Below are 25,126 nucleotides of genomic sequence, written 5' to 3'. Positions count from 1 at the left end.
GGGCCGGGGCCTACGGTTGCCGGTACGTCCCGGTCAGGACGGCGAACTCCCACTCCTCCAACCGCTCCGCCAGCACCTCGGGGTCGGCGGCCTGCCGCACCACCAGCTCCGTGAGCGCGGCCACCAGCGCCCGGCAGGCGCCGAGGCCGTGCCGCTCGACGAACTCGTCCAGCAGCGCCGCCTGCGCCCCGTCGCCCCCGGCCCGGACCAGCGCGACGGCCGTCAGCACCACCGAGTCGGCGAACGCGTGCGGCCCGTGTCCCGTCTCCATCGCCCCAGCCTCACCCGCCGCCCGCCGCCCCTTCCAGCCCCGCCCCACCCCTCGGGTGAACCCCCGCCGCTTCGCCCCGCCCGCGCCGCCCGCTCGTGCTACGGCGGGCCGCGCCGCCGTCCCGGGCCGGGGGCGTCACCGGATATCCCGTTGACCGGGGCCCGGGTCGGCGCCGATGATCCGGGCATGGACGCGCAGTTGCTGAACGTGGTGGACGTCGAGGCCACCTGCTGGGAGGGGCAGCCGCCGCCCGGCCAGGTCAGCGAGATCATCGAGATCGGGCTGACGGTGGTCGACCTGTCCTCGCTGGTGCGGGTCGGCCGGCACCGGATCCTGGTCCGGCCCCGGCGTTCGTCCGTGAGCGCGTTCTGCACCGGGCTGACCGGGCTGACGCCGCGCGAGGTGGCCGGGGGCCTGCCGTTCGCCGAGGCGTGCCGGCTGCTGGCGGTCGAGCACCGGGCGGGTGAGCGGCCGTGGGCGAGCTGGGGCGACTACGACCGGCTGCAGTTCACCCGGCAGTGCCGGGCGACGGGGGTCGCGTACCCGTTCGGCGGTCGGCACGCCAACGCCAAGGCGGTGTTCACCGAGGCCCGGGGCCTGCCGAAGCGTCCCGGCATGGCGCGGGCGCTCGACCTGGTCGGCCTGCCGCTGGAGGGCCGCCACCACAGCGGCGCGGACGACGCGTGGAACATCGCGGCCCTGGTGCTGACCCTGGCCCGGACGGGCAACTGGCCGTCGCCGCAGGAGTCCTGACCCGCCGTCGGATCGGCCGCCCGGCCGCCCGGCCTGTCAGTGCGGGTACCTAAGATGATCACATGAGTTCTTCGCTGAGCGTCCTCCTCGTCGACACCGACCGCCTGGGCCTCCTCCTCGGCGCCGCCGACCCGCACCTGCTGCGGGAGCTGGAGGAGCGCCTGGCGAGCCGGCTGGCCTCGTCCGACGACTGGTTCTCGTCCGAGATCGCGGACGGCGCGCCCACCGCCGCCGAGGCGCTGCGCGCGCTGGTCGACGGCGGCCCCTACCCGGCCCGGCCCGAGCACGCCTTCCAGTACGGCTACGCGTACGAGCGGCTGTGCTCGGTGGCCGGCTGGCGGCTGGACAACGACGGCTTCTCGCCGTTCCGCGGCGCCTGGCTGGAGGAGGTGGACCGGGGCCTGAAGGAGCTGGGCGTCACCGCCGTCTCGGTGGCGGACTTCTTCTACGGCTCCGGCCTGCCCGCCGGGATCCCGACCCCCGAGACGTACCCGTCCTGCGGCGAGTGGTCGCATGGGGCGTGCGTCGCCGCCCTGGAGCAGTTCGAGCGGGGGCAGCGGGACGGCCTCGCCCCGGCGTTGGACCGGGAGGTGGCCGAGGCCGCCTCGCAGGTGGTCTCCTGGCTGCGCCGGGCGGTGCGCAGGCCGGAGCTGGCCGTCGTCGGCTTCGTCTACTGACGCCCCGCCGTCGCCACCGCCGTCGCCGCCGGGGTCACCGCGCGGGGGCGGGCCAGGGCCGGGCGGCGAGGGCGGTGGCGACGTGGTGGAGGTGGCGGGCCATGGTGCGGCCGGTGGTGTGGGCCCACTCGTGGCCCTTCTCCTCGTCCAGGTAGTCCGGCCCCGGCCCGGGGCCGAGGTGCCAGTACGTCCACGCCTGCGCGGGGATGGTGAAGCCGATGTCCACCAGGCCGCCGCAGATCTCGCTGATCACGTGGTGGGCGCCGTCCTCGTTGCCGGTGACGACCACGCCCGCGACCTTGCCGGCCGCGGCGGGCCGGCCTTCGTCGTCGGTCTCGGAGATCATCGCGTCCATCCGCTCCAGCACCCGCTGGGCGACCGAGGAGGGCCGGCCGACCCAGGTGGGCGAGGCGACGACCAGGACGTCGGCGGCCAGCAGCTTCCGGTGCACCTCCGGCCACTGGTCGCCGTCGCCCATGTCGGTCGCCACCCCCGGCCTGAGGTCGAGGTCGACGGCGCGGACGGTGTCGACCTCCACGCCGAGGGAGACGAGCTCGGCGCCGACCACGGCGGCCAGCGCCTCGGTATTCGACGGGGCGGGGGACGGTTTCAGGGTGCAGTTGATCACGAGAGCGCGCATGGACCAGGCCTACCGGTCCGCGGCCCGTCCACCGGGTTCCCCCGCCGGTCGTCCGGGAAATTCGAAAAGAAGCCGGGTCCAGGTGATTTCCGTCCGCCGATGGGCAGGCGCGGGGCCGGCGGGCCGGCGAGCCCCCGGTCCGCCCGTACCGGGTACCACCGGGCCGGCACACAGGAGGCCGTCATGACAGACACCGGAAACGTCCGCCCCCTCGGGGGTCCTCCGCAGTCTCCGCCGGGCGCGCCCCGTCCCGACGCGGGCGCGGCGTCCGGGGGCCGGGGGAGGACGACCATCGGGGACACCGTCGTCGCGAAGATCGCGGGCGAGGCCGCGCGCGAGGTTCCGGGCGTCCACGCGCTGGGCGCCGGATCGTCCCGGGCGCTGGGCGCGGTGCGCGACCGCGTCCCGGGGCGCAAGGGCGGCGACGCCACCCGCGGGGTGAAGGTCGAGGTGGGCGAGCGCCAGGCCGCCGTCGACCTGGAGCTCGTCGTCGAGTACGACGTGCCCGTCCCCGGGGTCGCGAGGGCCGTGCGGGCGAGCGTCGTCCAGGCGGTGGAGCGCCTGGTCGGCCTGGAGGTCGTCGAGGTGAACGTCGCCGTCAAGGACGTCCACCTCCCCGGCGAGGACGAGGACGACGAGGAGGAGGACGAGGAGGGCCGGAGCGGCGGCTCCGGACGGGTGGTCTGAGCACGGCGGGCGGCCGGGCGGCGGTTCAGCGCCGGGGCGGGTCCTCCAGGGCGGGCAGCACCTTGTCCAGCGTGACGGGCAGGTCCCGCACCCGCACGCCGCAGGCGTGCCACACGGCATTGGACACCGCGGCGGCCGTGCCGACGATGCCGATCTCGCCGATGCCCTTGGTCCCCATCGCGTTGACGTGGGGGTCGTGCTCGTCGAGCCAGTGGGCCTCGACCTCGGTGACGTCCGCGTTGGCCGTGATGTGGTAGTCGGCGAGGTCGTGGTTGACGACGTGGCCGGTCCGGGGGTCGAGGACGCTCTGCTCGTGCAGCGCCATCGACAGCCCCATGGTCATGCCGCCGACGAGCTGCGAGCGGGCCGTGCGCGGGTTGACGATCCGGCCGACGGCGAAGACGCCCAGCAGGCGCGGCACCCGGATCTCCCCGGTGTCCAGGTGGACCCGGGCCTCGGCGAACTGGGCGCCGAAGGCGTGCATCGCCCAGCGGTCGTCCGCCGGCGGGACGGAGCCGGACGCCTCCGCCCGGTCCGGCGGCTCGCCGCCGTACCGGGCGCGGAAGGCGCGGGCGGCCTCGACCACGGCCGAGCCCCAGGTCGACATGCCCGAGGAGCCGCCCGCCACCGACGCCACCGGGTGGTCGGTGTCGCCGATCCGCACCTCGACCCGCTCGACCGGGACGCCGAGCGCGTCCGCGGTGATCTGCGCCAGCGTGGTCCAGGTGCCGGTGCCGAGGTCGGCCGCGCCGATCTCGGCGACGTACCGCTCGCCCTCCCGCCGGATCGTCGCCGTCGACTTCGCCATCCGGTGCGCCGGGTAGGTGGAGGCGGCGACGCCGGTGCCGACCAGCCAGTCGCCGTCGCGGCGCACGCCGGGCCGCGGGTCGCGCCCGCTCCAGCCGAAGCGCGCCGCGCCCTCGCGCAGGCAGCCGACGAGGTTGCGGCTGGAGAAGGGCTTGCCGGTCTCCGGGTCGGTGGCGGGTTCGTTGCGGATCCGCAGTTCGACCGGGTCGAGGCCGAGGCGTTCGGCGAGTTCGTCCATCGCCGCCTCGGGGCCGAACATGCCGGGGCACTCCCCCGGGGCGCGCATCCAGGACGGCACCGGGACGTCCAGGGCGGCGAGGCGGTGGGTGGTGCGCCGGTTCGCGACCGCGTACATCATCCGGGCGGGCACGCCGGTCTGCTCGGCGAACTCCTTGATCCGCGAGGTCTGTTCGACGACGTCGACGGCGAGCGCGGTCAGCGTGCCGTCGCGGTCGGCGGCCAGGAGGCAGCGCTGGATGGTGGGGGTGCGGTAGCCGGCGAGGGAGAACATCTGCGGGCGGGTCAGCGCGAGGCGCACCGAGCGGCCGGGGACGGCGCGGGCGGCCATCGCGGCGAGCACCACGTTGACGTGCGGGGTGCCCTTCGAGCCGAAGCCGCCGCCGACGTGCGGGCAGACCACCCGGACCTTCGCCTCGTCGAGGCCGAACACCGACGCCACGGTGCTCCGGGCGGAGTGGACGCCCTGGGTGGAGTCCCACAGGGTGAGGGAGCCGTCGCCGGGCTCCCACCGGGCGGTGGTGGCGTGCGGCTCCATCGGGTTGTTGTGGTACATCGCGGTGGTGTACGTCTGTTCGACGACCACCGCCGAGGTGGCGGCGGCGGCCGCGACGTCGCCCTCGACGGTGTCGGTGGGGAAGTCCGGGTTCACCCGTTCGGGTGCGTACAGGTCGTCGCGGTCGGCCCGCAGCTCGCTGTCGTGCGCCGCCCGCGCGTAGGTCGCCCGGACGAGTCCGGCGGCGTGCCGGGCGGTCTCGGAGCTGTCGGCGACGACCAGGGCGACGACCTGGCCGCGGAAGGCGACCTCGTCGTCCTGGAGGGCCGCCAGCTCCCGGTCCTCGGTGGAGGCCAGGCGTTCGGCGGTGGCGGGGGTGAGCACCGCGAGCACGCCGTCGAGCGCCTCGGCGGCGGCGGTGTCCAGCGCCGTGACCCGCCCCCGGGCGACGGTGGCCTGGACGGGGTGCGCGTGGGCGGCGTTCTCCGCCGGCGCCTCGTGGGCGTAGACGGCGGCGCCGCGCACCTTGGCCGCGCCGTCCCGGCGGGGCAGGTCCAGGCCGATGGCGACGGGTCGGTCGATGAACGTCATCGGGCGTCCTCCCGGACGAGTCCGCGCAGGGTGGCGGCGAGGGTGCGGCGCAGCAGCGGGATCTTGAAGGCGTTGCCGCCGTCCAGCCCGTCGACGGGGCGGGCGTCGGCGAGTTCGGCGTCCGCGGCGGCGCGGTAGGTCTCCTCCGTGGCCGGGGCGCCGCGCAGCACCCGCTCGGCCCGGTGCGCGCGCCACGGCACGTGGGCCACGCCGCCGAACGCGACCCGCGCGTCCGTGATCACCCCGTCCCGCACGTCCACCGCCGCGGCGACGCTGACCAGGGCGAACGCGTACGAGGCCCGGTCGCGCACCTTGCGGTAGGCGGAGCGGCGGGCGAGGGGGCTGGCCGGCAGGTCGATCGCGGTGATCAGCTCTCCGTGTTCGAGCACGGTGTCCCGTTCGGGGGTGTCGGCGGGCAGCCGGTGCAGGTCGACGAAGGGGATCGTCCGCTCGCCGTCCGGCCCCAGCACCCGCACCCGGGCGTCGAGGGCGGCCATCGCCACGGCCATGTCGGAGGGGTGGACGGCGAGGCAGTGCTCGGAGGCGCCGAGGACGGCGTGGTGGCGGGTCCAGCCGCCGACCGCGGAGCAGCCCGAGCCGGGCTGCCGCTTGTTGCACGGGGTGGTGACGTCCTGGAAGTAGACGCAGCGGGTGCGCTGCAGCGGGTTGCCGCCGGTGGTGGCCATGTTGCGCAGCTGGCCCGACGCGCCCGACAGCAGGGCCTGGGAGAGCACGGGGAAGCGCTCGCGCACCCGCCGGTCGGCGGCGAGGTCGCTGTTGCGGACGCCGGCGCCGATCCGGAGGGCTCCCCCGTCGAGTTCCTCGATCCCGGCGGGCAGCAGGTCGGCGACGTGGACGACCAGGTCGGGCGCGAGGACGCCGAGCTTGAGGTGGTCGACCAGGTTCGTCCCGCCGCCGAGGAACACCGCGGCCGGGTTCCCGGCGACGCTGCGGACGGCCGCCGCCGCGTCGGCCGGGCTCCGGTACTCGAACGGTTTCACCCGGCCACCTCCGCAGCCGGGGCCTCCGTAGTCGGGGCCTCCGCGCCCGGGGCCGCTCGGCCGCACTCCGCCGCGGCCTGCTGGACGGCGGGCACGATGTTCACGTAGGCCGCGCAGCGGCAGAGGTTGCCACTCATCCGCTCGGCCACCTCGGCCCGGTCCAGCCGGGGCGGCCGGGTGCCCTCGGTGACGGCGCTCGGCCAGCCCCGGGCGAACTCGTCGAGCATCCCGACCGCGGAGACGACCTGCCCCGGGGTGCAGTAGCCGCACTGGAACGCGTCGCGGTCGATGAACGCCCGCTGCACCGGGTGCAGCCCGTCGCCGTCGGGCAGCCCCTCGTCGGGGGGCCGCTCGCCGTCGGGCCGGCCGTGGGCGGCGAGTCCCGCGGCGGTGACGACCCGGGCGCCGTCCTGGGTGACCGCCAAGGTGAGGCAGCTCAGCACCCGCCGTCCGCCGGAGAGCACCGTGCACGCGCCGCACTGCCCGTGGTCGCAGCCTTTCTTGGCGCTCGTCACCCCCAGCCGCTCGCGCAGGGCGTCCAGCAGGGTCGTGCGGGTGTCGACGGTGAGCCGCCGCGGGGTTCCGTCGACGTGGACGGTGATCTCGCTCATCACCGCACGAAGGTTCCCGGCGCCGGTCCCGCTCACACGGGACCCGCCGGTACTCACCCGGGCGGGCGCTCCGCACGAGGATCTTGACGCGGGGTGGAGGGGAGCCTACGTTACTCGCGAGTCAACTCGGCCGGGCCGCGCCGACGCGGGCGGCCGCCCGACCGCCGCCGATTGGACGCACCGCCCATGGACTCCCTCCTGCTGTCCCGCCGCGACCTGGACTTCCTGCTCCACGACTGGCTGGACGTCACCGCCCTGACGGCGCGCGGGCGCTACGCCGAGCACGACCGGGACACCATCGACGCGGTGCTCGACCTCAGCGCGGAGATCGCCGCCCGGCACTTCGCCCCGCACAACAAGGAGAACGACACCCGGGAGCCGGTCTTCGACGGCGAGCGGGTGCACGTCATCCCGGAGGTCGGGCGGGCGCTGCGGGTCTTCGCCGGCTCCGGCCTGGCCGGGGCGGCGATGGACCACGCGGTGGGCGGGCAGCAGCTGCCGCAGGTGGTGGCCCACGCCTGCATGGCGTGGTTCCAGGCCGCCAACGTCGGCACCGCCGCGTACCCGTTCCTCACTGTCGCCAACGCCAACCTGCTGCTCGCGCACGGCAGCGAGGAGCAGGTCGACACGTACGTGCGGCCCATGGTCGAGGGCCGCTTCTTCGGCACCATGTGCCTCTCGGAGCCGCAGGCGGGCTCCTCGCTGGCCGACGTCACCACCCGTGCGGTCCCGCAGCCGGACGGCACCCACCGGATCACCGGCACCAAGACGTGGATCTCCGGCGGCGACCACGAGCTGAGCGAGAACATCGTCCACCTGGTGCTCGCCAGGATCCCCGGCGGACCGGCGGGCGTGAAGGGCCTCTCGCTCTTCGTCGTCCCCAAGTACCTGGTGGCGCCGGACGGTTCGCTCGGCGAGCGCAACGACGTGGTGCTGGCGGGCCTCAACCACAAGATGGGCTACCGGGGCACCACCAACACGGTGCTCAACTTCGGCGAGGGACGACACACCCCCGGGGGCGCGCCGGGCGCGGTCGGCTTCCTGGTCGGCGAGCCGCACCACGGGCTGGCGTACATGTTCCACATGATGAACGAGGCCCGGATCGGCGTCGGCCTGGGCGCCGCCGCGCTCGGCTACACCGGCTACCTGCACGCCCTCGACTACGCCCGCACCCGCCCCCAGGGCCGTCCGCCCACCGGCAGGGACGCCGCCGCGCCGCAGGTGCCGATCATCGAGCACGCCGACGTCAGGCGGATGCTGCTGGCCCAGAAGAGCTACGTCGAGGGCGGCCTCGCGCTGAGCCTGTACTGCAGCCGACTGCTGGACGAGGAGCGCACCGCCCCCGACGAGGCCGAGCGGGCCCGGGCCCGGCTGCTGCTGGACGTGCTGACCCCGATCGCCAAGAGCTGGCCCGCGCAGTGGTGCCTGGCCGCCAACGACCTGGCCATCCAGGTCCACGGCGGGTACGGGTACACCCGCGAGTACGACGTCGAGCAGTTCTACCGCGACAACCGGTTCAACGCCATCCACGAGGGCACCCACGGCATCCAGGGCCTCGACCTGCTCGGCCGCAAGGTCGTCATGGGCGGCGGCGCGGGCCTGCGGCTGCTGCTGGAGACCATCGGCGCCACCGTCCGCCGCGCCGCGGACGCCGGCGGCGAAGCCGGCGCGCTGGCCGCCGAGCTGGCCGCGGCCGCCACCCGCGTCCAGCGCACCACCGCCGCGCTGTGGGCGGGCGGCGACCCGGACACGGCGCTGGCCAACTCCTCCGTCTACCTGGAGGCGGTCGGACACGTGGTGCTGGCCTGGATCTGGCTGGAGCAGTTCCTCGCCCTCCCGGCGGGCGGGGACGGCTTCCACCAGGGCAAGCGGCAGGCCGCCCGCTACTTCTTCCGCGTCGAACTCCCCCGCACCGGGCCCCAGTTCGACCTGCTGGACGCCCTGGACCGCACGGCGGCCGACACCCGCCCCGACTGGTTCTGACCACCCGCGCGCCGCACCGGGTCAGTGCCAGAACGCGGCCAGCGCGCCCTCCTTGAACGGCGCCGGGGAGACGCACAGGTCGCCGGTGAACGGCCGGTCGAGGACCAGGACGAGCAGCAGGCTGAACCCGATCAGCGCGGCGATCGTCCCGGTGAACAGCACCTGCACCCTGATCCGGCGGGTGCCGTACAGGGTGGTCAGCGCGATGATCACCAGCGCGCCGCCGTAGACCAACGTCTGTAGCAGCAGCGGGAGTTGCCGGGTAGCCATGGTGATCCGGGCGCGCCGCTCGGCGACCACCTCGTCCAACTGCTCGGCGGCGCGGTCGTAGTAGGCCTGCTCGGTGTTGGTCTGCGGCTCGTAGCCCTGCAGGGCGCCGTAGATGCCCTGCGCCTTGGCGGCCGTGGCCTCGTGGTCGGGCCGGCCCTCGCGCATCAGCGGCCACTGGACGTCCACGAGGGCGTGCAGGTAGGCGCCGACGGCCGTGTCGATCCGGTCGCGCGGCTCCGGCGGGAACGCCTGGACGTCGCGCACCAGCGTCGCGGCGGCGGTGGCCTCCCGGGCCACCACGGCCCGGGTCTCCTCCAGCTGGGTCCACAGGTTGACGATCACGAACGCCAGGATGATCCCGTAGATCGCGCCGAACAGCCCCAGCACGACCCCGATCACCTCGTTGTGCTCCCCCTCCACCACCTGCGGGAACCTGCGCCGCACCAGCAGCGAGCCCGCCACCGCGACGACCACCGCGACCCCGACCACCACCACGGTCAGCGCGGCGGTGTCGAGGTGGTTCAGCAGCCACAGCTCCATCGGATCTCCTCGTCCTCGTGTTCCGGTCCGCGTTGATCAACTGCGCGGACGGCGTCGGGGGAACGGCGGCGGGGGGAGCGGCGGCGGGAACGGCGGGGGACGGCGGGCGCGGGGGCGCCGGAGGGCGGCGCTCTCCGGCCGCCCGGTGTCACCCCCCGTCCGCGGCGGCCGCCCCGAGCGGGCCCTCCAGCAGGCGGGCGGCCGCGAGCGCGGTGGTGGTCGAGCCGCCTCCGGGCCGGCCGGTGCGCAGCGTCTCGTGCAGGTCCAGGAAGGTGAGCGGGCCGCGGTGGTCGGCGATCCGGTCGGCGTCCCGGTCCGGCACGCCCCAGGCGGACAGCGCCTCGCGGATCCGGCCCGCCGCCGCGAGCCGGGCCCCGTCGCCGGCGCCCGCGCCGTCCAGCAGGCGCACCCACGCGTCCTCGGAGCGGCAGAGCAGGGTGTCGAGGGCCGCGATCCGCTCCAGGTGGTCGGCGGGCAGGGGCGTGTCCAGGCGCGGGTGGTCGGCCAGCGCCCGGGGCGTGAACCGGACGGCGGCCGGGGTGAGGTCGGCGGCCGCGTTCGTCGCGCGGACGGAGTTGCCGAGGAAGAGCGCGGCGTAGGCCGGCAGCGGGTGCTCCAACGCGTCCAGCAGGCGGTACATCCGCTGCTCGGACGGCGGGTGGGTGGCGCCGGTCCGGACGAACAGCGCGTGCTCCCGGGCGGCCAGCGCGAACAGGGCGACCGTGCTGCCCCAGGTGGTGAGCAGGTCGACGTCGGCGGCGGGCAGGCCGAGGCCCGGGGTGCGCCGCGCCGCCGCGTCCCGTTCCAGGCTGCGGCGGGTCAGCCGGTGGGCGGTCAGGTCGGCCTCGAGTTCCTGGTCGGGGCCGGCCCCGTGCCGGTGGCCGTGCAGGTGGTGGGCCAGTTCGTGGCCCAGGACGAAGCGGACCGCCTGGGTCAGCACGACGTCCCTGATCCCGTCGGCGCGCGGGTCGGTGCTCCAGCCGGGTTTCGCCGACAGGCCGAACACCCGCTGGTGGAGGAAGTGGTAGCGCAGGAGCACGGCCTGCTCGGCCGGGTCGGCGCCGAACGCCTTCCGGCGCAGGGCGGCCCTCGTGTTCCGCCACACCCGCCACGGGCCGCCGTCGAGCACCCGCACCGCGTCCTCGGCGCCGAACGCGGCGTACAGGCCGGCCAGGCCGAGGAACGACTCGGGCAGCACCAGCAGCGCGGAGCCGTCCGCGAAGCGCTTGCAGTCCGGGTAGACGTCCTCCTCCGCGAGTACCGCGAGCCGGACCCGCCGCCACTGTCCGTCCGGCCGGCCGAGGTCGGCGAAGACCGTCCGCAGGTCCTCGGCGAGCGCGGCCTCCAGCTCGTTCGCCGTCCTCGTCCACTCCGCCCCGTCGAGGCCCCGCAGGGCGGCGGGGTCGACGCCCAGCTCGGCCAACCGGGCCCGCATCCGGCCCAGTTGGGTCTCCCGGTTGTCGACCCTCCGCCTCAGCTCCCACTGCTCGTCGGCGGCCGTCACGTCACTCGCCGTCCCCCGGGGTCGGCCCCGGCGGCTGCGGCGGAACCGGCGGCTGCGGGGCCGGGGCGTTGGCGCAGAAGGCGCGCAGGCCGATCCGGGACACCAGCACGCCGACCGCCGCGTAGTCCGTCACCGGGTGTCCGGTGCCGCCGCCCAGCTCCTCCAGCACCTTGGCGATCCCGAACGCGTCGGTGACCCCGGCCCGGGCGCCGCCGTCGGCGTCGATCAGGTCGCGCAGCCGCTCGTGGTGGCAGATCGCCCGCTGGAGGTCGCGGTAGGTCTCCTCGAACCAGCTCCGGCCGAAGACCCGGAAGCGCCTGCGGTCCTCGGGGCCCGCGCCGAGGCCGCCGCCGAGGAACGCCTCACCGATGATCTCGTACAGCTCGTCGTCGCTCAGTTCCCAGTACGCCTCGACCGTCACGGCCCGCCCCTCTCGTCGCACCTGCCGCCGTGACAGCCGTCCTCCCCCGCCGGGACCGGCCGAAACGGGGCTGCACGAACGGCCGTCCGGGCCTGCGGCGGCGGCCTCCCGGGCGGCCGTCCCTCGGGCGGCTAGCGGCCGTTGCGGGGTGGCCAGTGGTCGAGCGGGAGGGGGCCGCGGGAGCGGACGGTGCGGATGGCGAAGGTGGAGCGGGCGTCGCGGACCGGGCCGACGGCGAGGATCTCGTCCAGCAGGACCTGCTCGTAGGTGGCCAGGTCCGGGACGGCGATCTCCACCAGGAAGTCGGCCTCGCCGGAGACCACGTGGCAGGCCACCACGGCGGGGATCGCGCACAGCGACTCCTCGATGTGCCGCGAGGTCTCCCGCGAGTGCTGCTCGACCCGCAGCGCGACGAACACGGTCAGCCCCAACCCGAGCTTCCCCCGGTCGAGTTCGGCCCGGTAGCCGGCGATCACGCCGTCCGCCTCCAGCGCCTTGGTCCGGCGCAGCGCGGAGGAGGGCGAGAGCAGGACGGCCTCGGCGAGGTCGACGTTGGGGGTCCGGCCGTGGCGCTGGAGGTGCGCGAGGATGGCCCGGTCGATGCGGTCGTACTGGGGGCTCGACATGCGGGGCAGCCTAGCGGTGCGGCCCGGTCGCGCCGTGACCGGATCTCCCGGGATCCGGCCCGGCCCCGGCATTCCGTGCCACCGATCCACCCCTGCCCGGCAGGATCCGCCACGCGACCCCGCGCACCCCCGGCCGTTTCCACCACCGGCCCCGGCCTGCGCGGGGGGCTCGGCAGCGCGTGCCGCCGGAGCGGACCCGGGCGGCAGGATCTGCCGTCCGGGGCCCGTCGCGGGGCGGTTTTCGCCAGCGGGTGCCGCGCGGTCCGGGCCAGGATCGGGGCATGACCGAGACCGCGGCAGCCTCCCGCTCCCCCCACCGTCCGTCCGCCTCCTCCCCCCTCTCCACCGCCGGGGCGTCCGCGCTGTACATCGGCGCGCTGCTCGGCCCGAGCCTGCTGCTGCTCCCGGGGCTGGCGGCGCGCGCGGCGGGTCCGGCCTCGCTGCTGGCGTGGCTGGCGCTGCTGGGGCTGTCCGGTCTGATCGCGGTGATGTTCTGCGCGCTCGGCACCCGGCTGGGCTCGTCCGGCGGCGTGGCCGGCTACACGGCCTCGGGGCTGGGCGCCCGGGCGGGTCGGGCCGCCGGGTGGTGCTTCCTGGCGGGAGTGGTGGCGGGCGCGCCGGTGGTCTGCCTGATCGGCGGGAGCTACGCGGCGGCGGCCGTCGGCGCGGACGGCGGCACGGCCGTCCGGGCGGGGCTGGTGCTGCTGGCGGTGGTGCTGGCGATCCGGCTGGCCGGCGTCCGGACCGGGGCGGGGCTGCAACTCGTGCTGGTCTGCGCGCTGGTGGGGCTGGTGCTGTTCGCGGTGCTGGGGTCGGCCCCGGCCGCCCGGGCCGCGCACTGGACGCCGTTCCTGCCGCACGGCTGGACGGGCGTCGCACAGGCCGCGCCGCCGCTGATGTTCGCCTTCGTCGGCTGGGAGGCCGCCGCCTCGCTGACCACCCGGCTGCGCGACCCGCGCCGCCAGCTGCGCCGGGTGGTGCTGATCGCCTTCGCCGTCACCTCGCTGCTCTGCCTGGCCCTGGCCGCCGCGACGGTCGCCGTGCTCGGCCCGGGCGCGGGCGGCACCGTCCCGCTCGCCGACCTGATGCGCGCCGCGATCGGCTCCCGGGGCCCGCTGCTGGCCGCCGGTGCGGCCCTGGTGCTGACCCTCGCCGCCACCCACACCTACCTGACCGGCGCGGCGGCCCTGCTGGACGGCCTGCTCCCGTCCGGCGCGGCGGCCGGCCGCCGCGGCTCGCTCGCCGTGGTGGCCGCCACCGCGCTGACCGGCGTCCCGCTGTTCGTCCTGGTCGGGACGGGCGTCCTGTCGACCTCCCGGCTGGTGGCCGTCCCGACCGCGCTGTTCCTCACCGTCTACCTGACCTGCACGGCCTCGGCCGTCCGCGTCCTGGCCGGCCCGGCCCGGCTGGCCGCCGCGGTGAGCTGCCCGGCGGTGCTGGCGCTGCTCCTCGGCACCGGCCTGCCGGTGCTGGCCGCCGCCTCGGTGGCGCTCACCGCCGCACTCGCCCCAGCACCCGCGCCCGCGCCCGCAGCCCCGGCCCTGGCCCTGGCCGCCGGTCGAACTGACGACCGCTCGCCGTCCACCCGTTCCGAGGCTCCGCTGGAGGGTTCACCGGCCCGTGGGGTTTGACCCCGAACGGCTACCGCCCACCACGAGGACGGTCCGATGATCAGCCGATGGACCATGCCACGGGCTCGTACCCGACCCCGCCGCTGCCCCCGCTCCCCGCGCTGCCGTGCCTCCCACCGCTCCCCCACCTCCCGCACCCGCACCACCCGCCCTGGCTCTGGTGCCACACCCCGCCACCGAGCCCGACCCCGAGCCCGAGTCCGACCCCGAGCCCCTCCCCCACCACCGTCCACCCGACGCCCACCCCGACGCCACCACCACCCAAGCCCACTCCGCACGCCGCGACCCCGACCCCCACCCCGACACCGCCCCCGCCCCCGCCCCCGCCCGCCAAGGCCGCGAGCGTGCCACCACCCCCCGCGCCCCGCGCCACCACCGCCCCGCCACAGACACCACCCCAGCCCCGGGCTCCGACCCCGACACCTACGCCCACCCCCACGCCCACCTCGACTCCCTCGACCGTGGTCGCCGCTCCGCCGCCGGACACCCCGGCCGGGCCGACGCCGATCGAACCCTCGGTCTGGGCGACCGTCCTGATCGTCACCGTCCTGCTGCCGGCCGCGCTCGCGGCCCTCGTCGGGCAGCACTTCGCGTTCTCCAGGAGGAGCCGTTGAATCCCGCTCCGTTGATGGGCGCCGTCGGAGCCATGGTGCTCGCGGTGGGCGCGCTCGCGATCGCGCACCGGCTGCGTCCCGAGGTGCCGGAGGGCGAGCCGTTCCCGGAGCCGCACCCGACGCTCGGGGCGATCGGCTCCGGACTGCTGTCCGGGTTCACCCTGCTGACGGGCTTCCTGATCGCCACCGGCTGGGCCGCGCACAGCACCGGCGTCGTCCCGCCCGACGGCCTGTACGTCGCGGACCTCGCGGCGGGCGGCGCGGTGCTGCTCTACCCGTCGTTGGCGGGGCTGCCGTTCACGCCCCGCTACGTCACGGCGGTGTGCCTGTTCGGGCTGCTGGTCGGCTACGTGATGGTGACGGCCGTCCAGCTCCGGCCGTGAGCCCGGACGGCCGGCCCGGGCCGTCCGGGGGACGGAGGTGCCCCGCCGGCCCACGGGTGGGGGGTGGCCGACGGGGCTGGGGAGGATGGTTCAGGAGGTGGTGCAGGCGGTTCCGTTCAGCGTGAAGGCGCTCGGGGCGGTGTTGTTCGACCCGTAGGTGGCCTGCAGGCCGAAACTGGTGGACGCGCCGGCCCCCAGGGTGCCGTTGTAGCCGAGGTCGGTGGCGGTGACGGCGGTGCCGTTCTGCACGACGGTGGCGTTCCAGGCGCTGGTGATCTTCTGGTCGCCGGGGAACGTCCAGGCCAGCTTCCAGCCGGAGATCGCGGCGCTGCCGGTGTTCTTCACCGTGACGTCGGCGGTGAAGCCGCCCGTCCAGGAGTTGGCCCGGTACGCGATCGAGCAGGACGCGTTCCCGGCCGGCGGCTGCGAGGAGCTCGGCGGCGGGGTGGACGGGGACGGCGAGACCGGCGGCTGGCTGGACTGCGACGGGGTCGGGGTCGGCGTCGGCGTGCTCGGGTCGGCCGCGTTCACCGCCAACTGGTAGGCGATGTCGGGGACGAACGTCCCGGCCGCGGCGGCGCAGCCGTCGGCCTCGCCCGGGGGCTTGATCCACAGGAAGGCGTCGATGCCGCTGTCGTTGGTCGCGGCGGTCGGGTAGTTGCCGATCTTGCGGCCGGACGGGTCGCACCAGGCGCTGCCCGCCGGGCCGTTGCCGTTGCGGCTGGTGTCGATGACGGCGTGCAGGTTGCCGGGGTTGCCGAGGGCGTTGAGCACGCCGTGGGCGAAGGAGGTCTCGTTGGCGGTGGTGTTGAAGTTGGAGACGTTGGTGAAGAAGCCGTCCGAGTTCAGCACGCCCGCGCCGCGCAGCCGGTTGGCCTGCTCCGAGGGGGAGTTCCAGGTGGAGTGGCCGCCGTCGAGGTAGACCTTGGCGTTCGGGTCGGCGGCGTGGATGGTGTTGACGGCGCGGGCCAGCGAGGCGAACCGGTCGTTCTGCTGCTGGGAGCTGAGGCAGGTGGTGAGCGCGATCGAGTCGGGCTCCAGCACCACGACCGAGCGCGAACTGCCCAGCCCGGCCGCGAACTTGCCGACCCAGGCGTCGTACGAGGCGAGGTCGGGGGCGCCGCCGGCCGAGGCGCCGCCGCAGTCCCGGTTGGGGATCATGTAGGCCACCAGCACCGGCACCTGGCCGGCCTGGGCGGCGGCCGAGGTGATCGTGCGGACGTCCGAGGTGACGGTGTCCGGGCGGTAGTTGGCGATCCAGATGCCCTGCGGCTGGCTGGCGATCCGCTTGGAGATGACCTGCGTCCGGGAGTCCCCGGGGTTGGCGGCGACCCACTTGACCACCTGCGAGGTCGGGTCCTTGTAGAACTGGGTGCCGGCGGCGAGGCTGCCCTGCACGGCCGCGTCCGCGCCGCCCTGGGCGGCGGCCACCAGGCCGACGGCCGCGGTCGCGGCGGCGAGGGCGAGGGCGGCGGCGCGACGGGTCGGCCGGACGGGCGGGACGGCGGTGCGCCGCTGGGGGTCGGGGGTGTGCACGGTGTCCTCCGGGGGTGCTCTCGGGTGGGAGAGGCGGCCGACAGCCATGTGGGGGCATGCTGACCGGGGACGATGCGGGAGCAGGAGCGTGGGAGCGCTCCCGCAGCGAACCGCGGCCGATGCTAGCGGCCCGACCCGGCCCGCGGCAGGCCCCGCTCACCGCGAACTCCCGCCCGGACGGCCGCCGCCGACGCCGACCGGACCCACCCCCGTCCCGCCGAGGCACTGTCGAACAGCAGTCGAAGGGGCACTTCGTACACGCCGCGTCCCACCTCACCGGGGGTCTCCGGAACCCGCCGTCCGAACGAAACTTTCACGCCCCGGGCCCCGGCCGACCCCGTCCGAGACGCCGTCCCCGCCGGAGGCACCGACGGCGGTGGTCTCGGCTCGGACCGGTTGGGGTCGGCGCACAGCCGGTAACCCGGGCGGTCCGGGTTTCTCAAGGGCCGGTTCGGTCAGCTCCTCCAGCTCGGTGCGCAGCCGGTCCCGGTCCCGTTCGGCGGTGAACGCAGCGGTCAACCGGCCGGAGACGAGCGGCTGGTAGACGATCGAGCCGGTGGCGTGGGCGTGCGCCCGGGCCAGTTCGGGGGCGGCCTTCCGGTGCGGCAGGCTGAGCCGGGGCCGCATCGCGTCGACGGGGACGACGGCCTCGGCGGCGAGCCGGCGGAGCCGGCCAGGGGTCGGTTTTCACCTGTTCGGCCGCCGCCCCTTCGGCCATCGGATGGCGTGTTCGGGTTGCCTGACGCCCCATCAGCGCGTCGCGGTTCCACGAGCGATCCGCCCCGGGGAGACTCGGCCCCCATCGTTCTGACTCGCCGAGAGGACCGAGGTGAAACCAGGTCAGCATGTTCGCCCCGAACGCAGAAGACAGCGGCTGGGAAGGGCTCTGAGCGCCGTCCTCACCGCAGCACTCATCCCGTTCGGCCTCACCGCCGTCGCCCCCGGCGCCTGGGCGGCAAGCCTCCCGGGCGGGCTCGGGCCCTGCCTGGGACCGGACTGTCCCGCGACGTTCCCCCCGGTGAACAACGGGCCCTTCGCCGGGCGTGACGCGAACATCAACGTTTTCGTCGGCGGCGACTTCAACGTCACGGGGTCCGCGGCCGAGGCCGAGGGCAAGGTGGTCACCCTCGGCAACTTCTCGCAGAACAAGGCGCAGGGCGTCAGCGCCGTCTACAACGTCGGCATCGCGGGCGTCGGCTCGCGCGTCCCCCCACCGGACGGCTCGGACTTCCTCGTCACCGGCGGCAACATCACCGTGGCCCAGGACCAGCGGCTGGTCGCCGAGGGCGGCGTCGTCCGCCACGCCGGAACGGTCGACGGCACCGTCCTTGGCACCCTCGTCCAGGACCCCCAGGCCGCCGCCCCCTACACCCCGCTGCGCGGGCAACTCCAGACGGCCAGCGAGTGCTACGCCGGCACCGGGACGCCCCGACCCGCCACCGGGACCGCCGTCAACCAGGGCTTCCAGACCCTGTTCACCGGTGACGGCACGTCGGCGCTCCAGGTCTTCAACGTGGACTTCGACCTCACCACGGCCACCGGCGCCCAGCAGGGCATCGTCTTCGCGAACATCCCCCCGGGTGCCACGGTGCTGGTCAACCTGCTCGGAGGAGCCCGCACGGTCAGCACCTTCAGCGGCGGCATCGACGACAGCGACCCGCTCAACCAGCTCCGCGAACACCTGCTGTGGAACGTGCCGACTGCGGGAACGGTCACCTTCACCGGCACCGGCCAGTTCCAGGGCAGCATCCTGGTGGGCAACCCGGCCAGCTCCACCACCGTGAACATGCCCGGCCTGAACGGCCGCTTCTTCACCACCGGCACCCTGAACCACACCTCCGGCGGCACCGGCGGCACCGGCACGGAGATCCACGCCTACCCGTTCAACGGCGACCTCCCCGAGTGCGGCACCCCCACCCCCACGGCGTCGACATCGGTGACCAAGGTGGATTCCACGACCGCGCAACCCTTGGCAGGCGGGGTGTTCCAACTGTGGCGGGAAACCAACGGCACCCCCGGCCTGCAGAGCTCGGGAACCAACCCCGACACCCCGGTCGGATCACCCTGCACCACACCCGACAACGGCATCTGCACCGCCAGTGATCTGCCCCTGGGCACCTACTACTGGCAGGAAACCGCCGCCCCACCCGGCTACGACCTGCCGGCACAACCGGCCACCACGGTCGTCCTCGACACCGACGGACAGAACGTCCCGGTAACCGCCCGGGACACGATGACCGCAACGCCCACGGCGTCGACGTCGGTGACCAAAGTGGACTCCACGACCTCGCAACCGCTGGCGGGCGGGGTGTTCCAACTGTGGCGGGAAACCAACGGCACCCCCGGCCTGCAGACCGTCGGTGCCAACGCGGACACCGCGGTCGGATCACCCTGCACCACACCCGACAACGGCGTCTGCACCGCCAGTGATCTGCCCCTGGGCACCTACTACTGGCAGGAAACCGCCGCCCCACCCGGCTACGACCTGCCGGCACAACCGGCCACTACGGTCGTCCTCGACACCGACGGACAGAACGTCCCGGTAACCGCCCGGGACAGCAGGACGGCGCCTGGGATGGGTTCCACCAGTGTCATCAAACTGGACGCCGAGAACGGCCGCCCGTTGGCGGGTGGGGTGTTCCAGCTGTGGCGGGAGAGCAACGGCGTCCCCGGACTGCAGACCGTCGGTGTCAACGCGGACGCCAAGGTCGGGCAGCCCTGCACCACGCCCGTCAACGGCGTCTGCCGGGCGACCGGCTTGCCGCTCGACACCTACTACTGGCAGGAGACGGCGGCCCCGCCCGGCTACGACCTGCCGGCGCAGCCGGTCAGTACGGTCGTCCTCGACACCGCGGGTCAGAACGTGCCGGTCGTCGTCAAGGACGCCAGGACTCCGAGCGAGGGGCCGGGTGCGACCCAGGTGACCAAGGTCGACGCGGAAAGCGGTGAACCGTTGGCCGGCGCGGTCTTCCAACTCTGGTACGAGACCAACGGGATCCCGGGCCTGCAGACCGTCGGTGCCAACGCGGACACCAAGGTGGGGCAGCCCTGCACCACCGCCGCCGACGGTGTCTGCTCGGCGCGGGACCTCCCGCTGGGGACGTACTACTGGGAGGAGGTCTCGGCCCCGGAGGGTTACGCGCTGCCGAGCGATCCGGTGACCGCGGTCGTGCTGACCGAGGACTGCCCCTGTGTGGGGATCACCGTGAAGGACACCCGGGTGTGCCCGCCCAAGCCGTGCCCGCCCAAGCCGGGTGACCACCTGCCCAAGCCGTGGGACGGTCCCGTCCACACCGGTTGGTAGTCGCCTTCTCGTCCCCGGGGTGCCCGGGACCGCCACAGCGGTCCCGGGCACCCCGCTTTGCGCCTCACAGCCAGCCGGCTACCTGGGCGAGGACCGGACCCGGTCGGCCACCCGGCTCGAAGGACCAGCGTTCCGCCGCCCGCCACGAGGTGGGCGGAGTCCTGGCCACCGGCGAGGCCCACGCCCGGCCGGCCCACCACCAGAAGGGCACCGAACCACGACGAACCGCCGCAAACGGTCAGACGTCGAGCTGAACCGTCGGCACCGGCTCCGGGTGCGCCGGTCGGGATCGTTCGGTGTCGGAAGCGCCGGAGGTCGCCGTGGCCGCGAGGCCGAGGAGGACGGCGGCCGCCACGCCGGCGATGAACCAGCCGGACGGGCCGTTCTTGCCGAGGTGGGTGGCCAGGAGCGGGGTGGTGCCGCCCAGGACGGCGCTGGTCAGTGCGTAGGGGAGGCCGATGCCCAGGGCGCGTACGCGGGGCGGGAAGATCTCGGCGAGCAGGGCGGGCAGGACCGTGGTGACGCAGACCAGGTAGACCACGCCGCTGCCGTAGGCGAGCAGCAGACTGGTGAACCGGCCGGTCATGGCGAGGTAGGCCCAGGAGCCTCCGGTGGCGAAGAGCAGGCTCGCCACGACCAGCAGCCGCCGTGGGCCGACCCGGTCGGCGAGCAGGCCGATCGGCACCTGGAGCAGGATCATCACGGCCGTGGCGCAGACCACGACCCAGAACATCGTCCCGTCCGGAGCCAGCCGCTCCCCCATCGCCGGTATCACCGAAGTCCAGGTGCTGCCGACGGTCGCCATCCCGGCCACCAGGAGGACGGAGCGCAGGACCTGCCGCCGGTGGGTGCGCAGGACCTCGCGCAGCGGGCTGCGGTCCTGACGGGAGACCACCTCGCGCCGGAAGACCTCGCTCTCGGTGATCCGGCTCCGCAGCGCCAGCAGGACCAGCCCGAGCACCCCGCCGATCAGGAACGGCACCCGCCAGCCCCAGGTCTCCATCGCCCCGGGACCCACCAGGGCGGTCAGCATGCCGCCGAGCATCGCGGCGGTGAACGCGCCCGCGGCGGTGGTGAGCGAGAACAGGCTGCCGTAGAGGCCCCTGCGGCGGGACGGGGCCAGTTCCATCAGGTACGCCGCCGCGGCGGGCCACTCACCGCCGGAGGAGATGCCCTGGGCGAGCCGGGCGCAGAGCAGCAGCACCGGGGCGAGGATCCCGACCTGCTGGTACGTCGGGGCGCTCCCGACCAGGACCGAACCGGCCGTCATCAGGAGGATCGCCAGCAGCAGCGCCGGTTTGCGGCCCCGGCGGTCCGCCAGCCGGCCCAGCAGCACGCCGCCGAGCGGCCTGGCCAGCACGCCCACCCCGAGCACCGCGAAGGCCCCCAGCAGCGAGGTGGTCGGATCGGCGGAGGGGAAGAACCGCTCCGCGAAGAGCGGGGCGAACAGACCGTACGCCAGCCAGTCGAAGGACTCCACGAAGTTCCCGACCACGGTCGCGGTGACGGCGCGGCGACGTGACCGCACGGCCTCGGGCGAAGGGGCGGGCAGCGGGTGGAGCGGGCCGGTCTCGGTGTGCGGCATGGGTGGGCTACTCCCGACGCGGACGATGTGAGGGCTCATGGTTCCGGGCCCCGCATCCGCCGCCTACTTCTCGATTGCCCTCCCTCCCCGCCGCCGTCGGGCCGCGTGGCGGCGAACGCGCCGGGCGAGCCGGAGCAGCACCGGGTCCGGAGGGGCGCGGAGACGTGGTCGGCGATCAGCTCCCGCCCTCCCGGGGCAGCGGGGATGGGCAGCGCAGCGGGACGTCGACGAGCTGCTTCAGCGGCGCGGCACCGTCGGAGGGTCGGCCGGGCGCTGACGGCCGGGAGGCCTCCCCCGCCGCTCGGCTCACCAGTTGGAGGTGGTTCCGAGGAGATGGACCAGGTGAACGACGACGCCGCCGGACAGCCGGACCCACTCGAATTCGCCGCGGGGGTAGATCCTGCGGACCACGTCGCTGTGGACGGTGAAGCCGCCGGCGTAGCCGTCGAGTTCGCTGCTGCGCGGTGGCCACCGGTCTGTGGGCAGATGAATAAGGACGGCGACCACAGCAGATGAGCTGGCAGGGTCTGTTTCCGTCCTCACCACCTCCCCGGTGGTACTGCCGAGCCCGACGGTCGGTCTGCCGTGGCCCCTTTCCCTGGCTGCCGAAGGACGGTTCGCACCACGACGGGAAGGGGCGCAGGACGGTCACCACGTCGTCCGCCCTGCATGGGCAGTCGTGCTCCAAGCCCGTTATTAATACTTATCCCCTGCAGGCTCGTGACACGATCTTGTTGATGACTGACGAACAGCCATCGCCTGTCCGTCAGTGGGCTGAGGAGTAAGGCCGTCCTGGCAGACTCGACCGTATGTCCGAGCAGCGTTCACGTGTGACACCGACCAGAGTTGCCAACCCTTTTCACGAGTACGGGCCGCTTCCGGATGTGGCACCGACCGATCCCGCCCATCCCTTGCACGAGTACGCAACCCTCTATCCCGAGGTGGCGAGTGCGGGCTCGCTGCGGAACGCTCTCCAGGCGGTGGCTGATCGTGCGGGCCTTGGGCTCACGGTCGAGCTGACGTCCTCGCCGGGCTGGCGCTACGTGGCCGCGGAGGTGGAAGCCGACGGCCGCTCGACGAATGTCCTGATGGCCAGTGGTGAGCGCAACTTCTCGGTCAACTGCTGGGCCCGTGGCGTTCACATGGCCTCGGGAAGCTCGCAGGACCTGTCCGAGGTGGCGGGCGCGATGCGCTCCTGGCGCCAGGGTTCCAGGGTGCGCGAACTCACCGCGCAGTGGACCTTCCTGAGGACCTGGGAGCTGGCCGAGGCCCATGAGCGCGGCGAGGCCGTGCCGGCACGGTGGCAGATGATGCACCGGATCGCCGCAGCGTACGCCGAACGCAGGCAAGACACCGAGTGGCAGGACCTCGTCCGGGCTGCCTTCGAACAACCGCGGCTGCGGGCCCTGTCTCCGGGGAAGGCCATGTACTGGTTCACTCTCAGCCGCCGGGCCGCGCCACCCATTTGCAACGACCTTCCGAGGACCAGGCCGCTCGGCGACGGTCGCTTCGAGGTGACGTTCGCCGACGGCCGGGTGCAGGAGGTGAACGGTGCGGCGGCGGCTGTGGCGGTGATCGTGGGCAGCCTTCCCGCAGACGCTGTCCCACCGCCTCTGGGCTCGTGACACGATCGTGGTCATGACTTGTTGAGATGTCTCCAGCAGATCAGCCCGCAGGCAAGTGAGACTTGCCGTCGGTGAGGACCACGGCGAGCGATCCGGGTGACTGATCGGTTCAGAATGATCGCGAGAGACGCCTCAGGCAGATGATCGAGCAGGCGAGTTCGAGCAGCCCCTGGTGCAGGTCGGCCCGGCGCCCGTAGCGGATGCGCAGGCGCTTGAACTGATGCAGCCAGGCAGACGCCTGCTCCGCGATCCAGCGAACTTCGCCAAGTCCGGAGCAGTGAGCGATGCCGCTTCGAGCACCTGGTGCGCGAGCTGTTCACCGCCATGGGTTACGTGACCCGGCGCGCCCAGAACTCCCGCGGCGACGGCATCGACGCCTTGCTCGGCCGGTCCGAACTTCCGCACCCCCGGCAGCCGGGGGTGCGGTTCCGGGCGTCCACCGCGAGGTGGATCTGGCCGGGGGTGTTCAGGTGCCGGTCGGGTGGCCGAGAGCCGCGTGACCCTCAGTGGTCGAAGCCCACATCGTTCGGGGTGGGGGGCTCCAGCAGGTGCTCGCGGGAGCAGCACGCCTTCAGCAAGCCGTGGGCGTCGGCGGCGTCGCGGACCTCGCAGGATGCTGCGGGCGGGCCGTGGCTACCGGGGGCGCCGGTTGCGGTGCCGGCGGGCGGCGTCGAGGGCGTCGCGGAGTGCGGGCAAGTCGGCGATGGTGACCTGTTCGGCCAGGCGTGCGAGGAGCCGGCGCAGGGTTCGTTCGTCGTGGTCGTGGACGGCTTCGGCGAGGGCGGCCAGCAGGGGTTCCCGCGCCTGGGGGACGGGTGTGCGAGCCGTCGACGTGCCCCGGGTTCCTTCCACCGTTCACCCTCCTGCGCATTGTCCCTGGTCATGCCCGGTGTGTTTCGACCAGCATGCGGGCCTGAAGACTATCTCTGGTTCGAACGCTCAAAAATCTACCCTGGCCGGAGTAGACATTGCTGCTGGGCGTGGTTAGTGTTTCTCTCGTAGCCAGCAGTCGCAAGGGCCCGCCAGACACGAACTGGCGGGATGGTCAGAGAAGTTCGCAAGTCGGTGCGGTTGCGGTGTGCTGAAGCCAGGGCTGGTGCAGGACGGCGACAGGACGGGCGACCGGACCGGGCGGCCCGCAGTGATCAGGGGCCGCCGACGGGCGGTACCGCAGTGAGTAGGACCGGCAGGACAGCAGTGCCGGTGCACACGCCGGGCAGGTGGGCGTGGCGCAGTGAGCAGGAACCGGTGCGGCGGCGGAGTCACGGAGCCAAGAGCAGGTGCAGGACGGCGACGGGACTGGCGGCCGTGCCAGGCGGCCCGCAGTGATCAGGGGCCGCCGACGAGCGGTACCGCAGCAAGCAGGTGAAGTCGATCCGCAGTCACCAGTAGGTGCAGTAGGCAGGGTCTCAGCAAAGGCGTCGGACTGCGGGCGCGCGTGCTGGGAAGTCCGGCAGTGGGGTCCCGAAGCCGAGCAGTGGAGCACAACGGGCGACGGGGCCGGCCGCCGGACCGGACGGTGGGCCCTTTCGGCCACCACGGCAGTACCGAGTAGTACCAGTGCTGAACCGGTAGTACGCAGTACCAGTAGTTCGCAGGATGTCAGTCGACACAGAGGAAGAACGGAGGGCGCAAGCGCCATCAGGATCGCCCGGCCCGTGAGATGAAGCAGTTCTCGTCCGGGCGGACACCGCAGACCCCTCGAAGCACGAAGGACGGTGGTTTCCGGTCACGCATACGCGATCCCCGCGATCATCCTCCCCGGAGGATGTGCGGACACAAGGACCGGCCCAGGGCCGGTAGATGGTGAAGTTCCCTTCGGGGCCCCGGAGCCGCAACGGCGCCGGGGCCCCTCCACGCGTTCTTGAAACCCCACTCGAAGAGGTGCAGTGACCACGACCACCGACCGACCCACCACCGCAAGCAGCTTCGACGACGACGACTACCCCGCCTACACCATGGGCCGCGCCGCCGAGATGACCGCCACCACCCCCGGCTTCCTACGCGCCCTCGGCGAGCACCGCCTCATCACCCCGCTGCGCTCCGAGGGCGGCCACCGCCGCTACTCCCGCTACCAACTACGCATCGCGATGCGCGCCCGCGACCTCGTCGACCAGGGCACCCCCATCGACGCCGCCTGCCGCATCATCATCCTCGAGGACCAACTCGAAGAAGCCCTGCGCATCAACGATCAGCTCCGCGCGGGCCACCCGGGCCACCAGCCGCCGGCTGTCGGCACCTGACCCGCGAGCCGCCGCTCCCTCTTCCCGCCCCCACCCCCACCGGCTCTCCGGGGTGTGCGTGCGGGGCCGGATGAGGGGTAGGAGGACGCT

General features: G+C 74.1%; 24 protein-coding genes and 1 pseudogene. 10 read left to right on the top strand and 15 right to left on the bottom strand.

Annotated elements, in window-relative coordinates:
- Positions 1–10 precede the first annotated feature (10 nt).
- Positions 11–271 (bottom strand): hypothetical protein, encoded by a 261-nt coding sequence (locus ACZ3J7_RS12555; RefSeq protein ID WP_465619679.1) that lies wholly within the window; start codon positions 269–271, stop codon positions 11–13.
- A 186-nt stretch (positions 272–457) separates the two neighbouring features.
- Between ACZ3J7_RS12555 and ACZ3J7_RS12550 the strand changes: the two genes are divergently transcribed.
- Complete coding sequence (locus ACZ3J7_RS12550) at positions 458–1,024, top strand: 3'-5' exonuclease (RefSeq protein ID WP_465619678.1); 567 nt, start codon at positions 458–460, stop codon at positions 1,022–1,024.
- 62 nt (positions 1,025–1,086) lie between these two features.
- On the top strand, positions 1,087–1,701 hold the full coding sequence (locus tag ACZ3J7_RS12545) for a DUF7691 family protein (RefSeq protein ID WP_465619677.1): 615 nt from the start codon (positions 1,087–1,089) through the stop codon (positions 1,699–1,701).
- 34 nt (positions 1,702–1,735) lie between these two features.
- Here the strand turns inward: ACZ3J7_RS12545 and ACZ3J7_RS12540 are convergent, their stop codons facing one another.
- Entirely contained in the window at positions 1,736–2,341 is a 606-nt protein-coding gene (locus ACZ3J7_RS12540; protein WP_465619675.1) for a flavodoxin family protein, read from the bottom strand.
- Between the two features lie 183 nt (positions 2,342–2,524).
- Here ACZ3J7_RS12540 and ACZ3J7_RS12535 point away from each other — a divergent pair, with 183 nt between their 5' ends.
- Positions 2,525–3,028, top strand: a complete 504-nt coding sequence (locus ACZ3J7_RS12535; protein ID WP_465619673.1) for an Asp23/Gls24 family envelope stress response protein — start codon at positions 2,525–2,527, stop codon at positions 3,026–3,028.
- Between the two features lie 25 nt (positions 3,029–3,053).
- Here ACZ3J7_RS12535 and ACZ3J7_RS12530 read toward each other — a convergent pair whose 3' ends face one another.
- From ACZ3J7_RS12530 to ACZ3J7_RS12520, 3 genes are read right to left on the bottom strand one after another with little or no spacing between them, the layout of a single operon-like run.
- Positions 3,054–5,159 (bottom strand): xanthine dehydrogenase family protein molybdopterin-binding subunit, encoded by a 2,106-nt coding sequence (locus tag ACZ3J7_RS12530; RefSeq protein ID WP_465619671.1) that lies wholly within the window; start codon positions 5,157–5,159, stop codon positions 3,054–3,056.
- Positions 5,156–6,160, bottom strand: coding sequence for an FAD binding domain-containing protein (locus ACZ3J7_RS12525; RefSeq protein WP_465619668.1), 1,005 nt, complete (start codon positions 6,158–6,160; stop codon positions 5,156–5,158). Before ACZ3J7_RS12525 ends, ACZ3J7_RS12530 begins: the two co-directional genes overlap by 4 nt.
- Positions 6,157–6,771, bottom strand: coding sequence for a (2Fe-2S)-binding protein (locus ACZ3J7_RS12520; RefSeq protein ID WP_465619666.1), 615 nt, complete (start codon positions 6,769–6,771; stop codon positions 6,157–6,159). Before ACZ3J7_RS12520 ends, ACZ3J7_RS12525 begins: the two co-directional genes overlap by 4 nt.
- A gap of 186 nt (positions 6,772–6,957) precedes the next feature.
- Here ACZ3J7_RS12520 and ACZ3J7_RS12515 point away from each other — a divergent pair, with 186 nt between their 5' ends.
- Positions 6,958–8,754 carry an acyl-CoA dehydrogenase gene (locus tag ACZ3J7_RS12515; RefSeq protein WP_465619664.1) on the top strand — a complete coding sequence of 599 codons (1,797 nt, stop codon included), beginning with the start codon at positions 6,958–6,960 and terminating at the stop codon, positions 8,752–8,754.
- A 21-nt stretch (positions 8,755–8,775) separates the two neighbouring features.
- Here the strand turns inward: ACZ3J7_RS12515 and ACZ3J7_RS12510 are convergent, their stop codons facing one another.
- The 4 genes from ACZ3J7_RS12510 to ACZ3J7_RS12495 form a co-directional block, all read right to left on the bottom strand.
- The gene (locus ACZ3J7_RS12510) at positions 8,776–9,564 is read right to left on the bottom strand and encodes a bestrophin-like domain (protein WP_465619662.1); all 789 of its coding nucleotides are present in this window, start codon (positions 9,562–9,564) and stop codon (positions 8,776–8,778) included.
- Between the two features lie 148 nt (positions 9,565–9,712).
- A complete protein-coding gene (locus ACZ3J7_RS12505; RefSeq protein WP_465619660.1) occupies positions 9,713–11,068 on the bottom strand; it encodes a hypothetical protein in 1,356 nt (451 codons plus the stop codon).
- Between the two features lies 1 nt (position 11,069).
- Complete coding sequence (locus ACZ3J7_RS12500; RefSeq protein WP_465619659.1) at positions 11,070–11,489, bottom strand: hypothetical protein; 420 nt, start codon at positions 11,487–11,489, stop codon at positions 11,070–11,072.
- A gap of 131 nt (positions 11,490–11,620) precedes the next feature.
- Positions 11,621–12,115 carry an Lrp/AsnC family transcriptional regulator gene (locus ACZ3J7_RS12495; protein WP_465619657.1) on the bottom strand — a complete coding sequence of 165 codons (495 nt, stop codon included), beginning with the start codon at positions 12,113–12,115 and terminating at the stop codon, positions 11,621–11,623.
- A gap of 281 nt (positions 12,116–12,396) precedes the next feature.
- Between ACZ3J7_RS12495 and ACZ3J7_RS12490 the strand changes: the two genes are divergently transcribed.
- From ACZ3J7_RS12490 to ACZ3J7_RS12480, 3 genes are all read left to right on the top strand, one after another.
- On the top strand, positions 12,397–13,746 hold the full coding sequence (locus ACZ3J7_RS12490; protein ID WP_465619655.1) for an APC family permease: 1,350 nt from the start codon (positions 12,397–12,399) through the stop codon (positions 13,744–13,746).
- 461 nt (positions 13,747–14,207) lie between these two features.
- A complete protein-coding gene (locus tag ACZ3J7_RS12485) occupies positions 14,208–14,360 on the top strand; it encodes a hypothetical protein (protein WP_465619653.1) in 153 nt (50 codons plus the stop codon).
- Positions 14,357–14,743, top strand: a complete 387-nt coding sequence (locus ACZ3J7_RS12480) for a hypothetical protein (RefSeq protein WP_465619651.1) — start codon at positions 14,357–14,359, stop codon at positions 14,741–14,743. Before ACZ3J7_RS12485 ends, ACZ3J7_RS12480 begins: the two co-directional genes overlap by 4 nt.
- 90 nt (positions 14,744–14,833) lie before the next feature.
- On the opposite strand, the gene ACZ3J7_RS12475 is transcribed toward ACZ3J7_RS12480, so the two are convergent.
- Both ACZ3J7_RS12475 and ACZ3J7_RS12470 read right to left on the bottom strand, forming a co-directional pair.
- Positions 14,834–16,327, bottom strand: coding sequence for a glycoside hydrolase family 6 protein (locus tag ACZ3J7_RS12475; RefSeq protein ID WP_465619649.1), 1,494 nt, complete (start codon positions 16,325–16,327; stop codon positions 14,834–14,836).
- Positions 16,328–16,552: 225 nt separating this feature from the next.
- Positions 16,553–16,906 (bottom strand): hypothetical protein, encoded by a 354-nt coding sequence (locus ACZ3J7_RS12470; protein WP_465619648.1) that lies wholly within the window; start codon positions 16,904–16,906, stop codon positions 16,553–16,555.
- Between the two features lie 391 nt (positions 16,907–17,297).
- Between ACZ3J7_RS12470 and ACZ3J7_RS12465 the strand changes: the two genes are divergently transcribed.
- Complete coding sequence (locus ACZ3J7_RS12465) at positions 17,298–19,583, top strand: SpaA isopeptide-forming pilin-related protein (RefSeq protein WP_465619646.1); 2,286 nt, start codon at positions 17,298–17,300, stop codon at positions 19,581–19,583.
- A gap of 238 nt (positions 19,584–19,821) precedes the next feature.
- Here the strand turns inward: ACZ3J7_RS12465 and ACZ3J7_RS12460 are convergent, their stop codons facing one another.
- Positions 19,822–21,168 carry an MFS transporter gene (locus ACZ3J7_RS12460; protein ID WP_465619644.1) on the bottom strand — a complete coding sequence of 449 codons (1,347 nt, stop codon included), beginning with the start codon at positions 21,166–21,168 and terminating at the stop codon, positions 19,822–19,824.
- Positions 21,169–21,474: 306 nt separating this feature from the next.
- Positions 21,475–21,711 carry a hypothetical protein gene (locus ACZ3J7_RS12455; protein ID WP_465619642.1) on the bottom strand — a complete coding sequence of 79 codons (237 nt, stop codon included), beginning with the start codon at positions 21,709–21,711 and terminating at the stop codon, positions 21,475–21,477.
- Positions 21,712–21,977: 266 nt separating this feature from the next.
- Here ACZ3J7_RS12455 and ACZ3J7_RS12450 point away from each other — a divergent pair, with 266 nt between their 5' ends.
- A complete protein-coding gene (locus tag ACZ3J7_RS12450; RefSeq protein ID WP_465619640.1) occupies positions 21,978–22,793 on the top strand; it encodes a DUF6193 family natural product biosynthesis protein in 816 nt (271 codons plus the stop codon).
- 109 nt (positions 22,794–22,902) lie between these two features.
- On the opposite strand, the pseudogene ACZ3J7_RS12445 reads toward ACZ3J7_RS12450, so the two are convergent.
- Together ACZ3J7_RS12445 and ACZ3J7_RS12440 are read right to left on the bottom strand one after the other, a co-directional pair.
- Positions 22,903–23,091: pseudogene (locus tag ACZ3J7_RS12445) on the bottom strand (IS5/IS1182 family transposase); the annotation flags it as partial.
- Between the two features lie 335 nt (positions 23,092–23,426).
- Positions 23,427–23,645 carry a hypothetical protein gene (locus ACZ3J7_RS12440; protein ID WP_465619991.1) on the bottom strand — a complete coding sequence of 73 codons (219 nt, stop codon included), beginning with the start codon at positions 23,643–23,645 and terminating at the stop codon, positions 23,427–23,429.
- 1,106 nt (positions 23,646–24,751) lie between these two features.
- Here ACZ3J7_RS12440 and ACZ3J7_RS12435 point away from each other — a divergent pair.
- Positions 24,752–25,036: a helix-turn-helix domain-containing protein gene (locus ACZ3J7_RS12435; RefSeq protein ID WP_465619983.1), complete on the top strand. Its 285-nt coding sequence runs from the start codon at positions 24,752–24,754 to the stop codon at positions 25,034–25,036.
- Positions 25,037–25,126: the final 90 nt, after the last annotated feature.

The sequence above is a fragment of the Kitasatospora sp. NPDC015121 genome (genome assembly GCF_055562955.1).
Note: the sequence above shows the minus strand (reverse complement) of the source record. Positions and strands in the feature narration are given on the sequence as shown.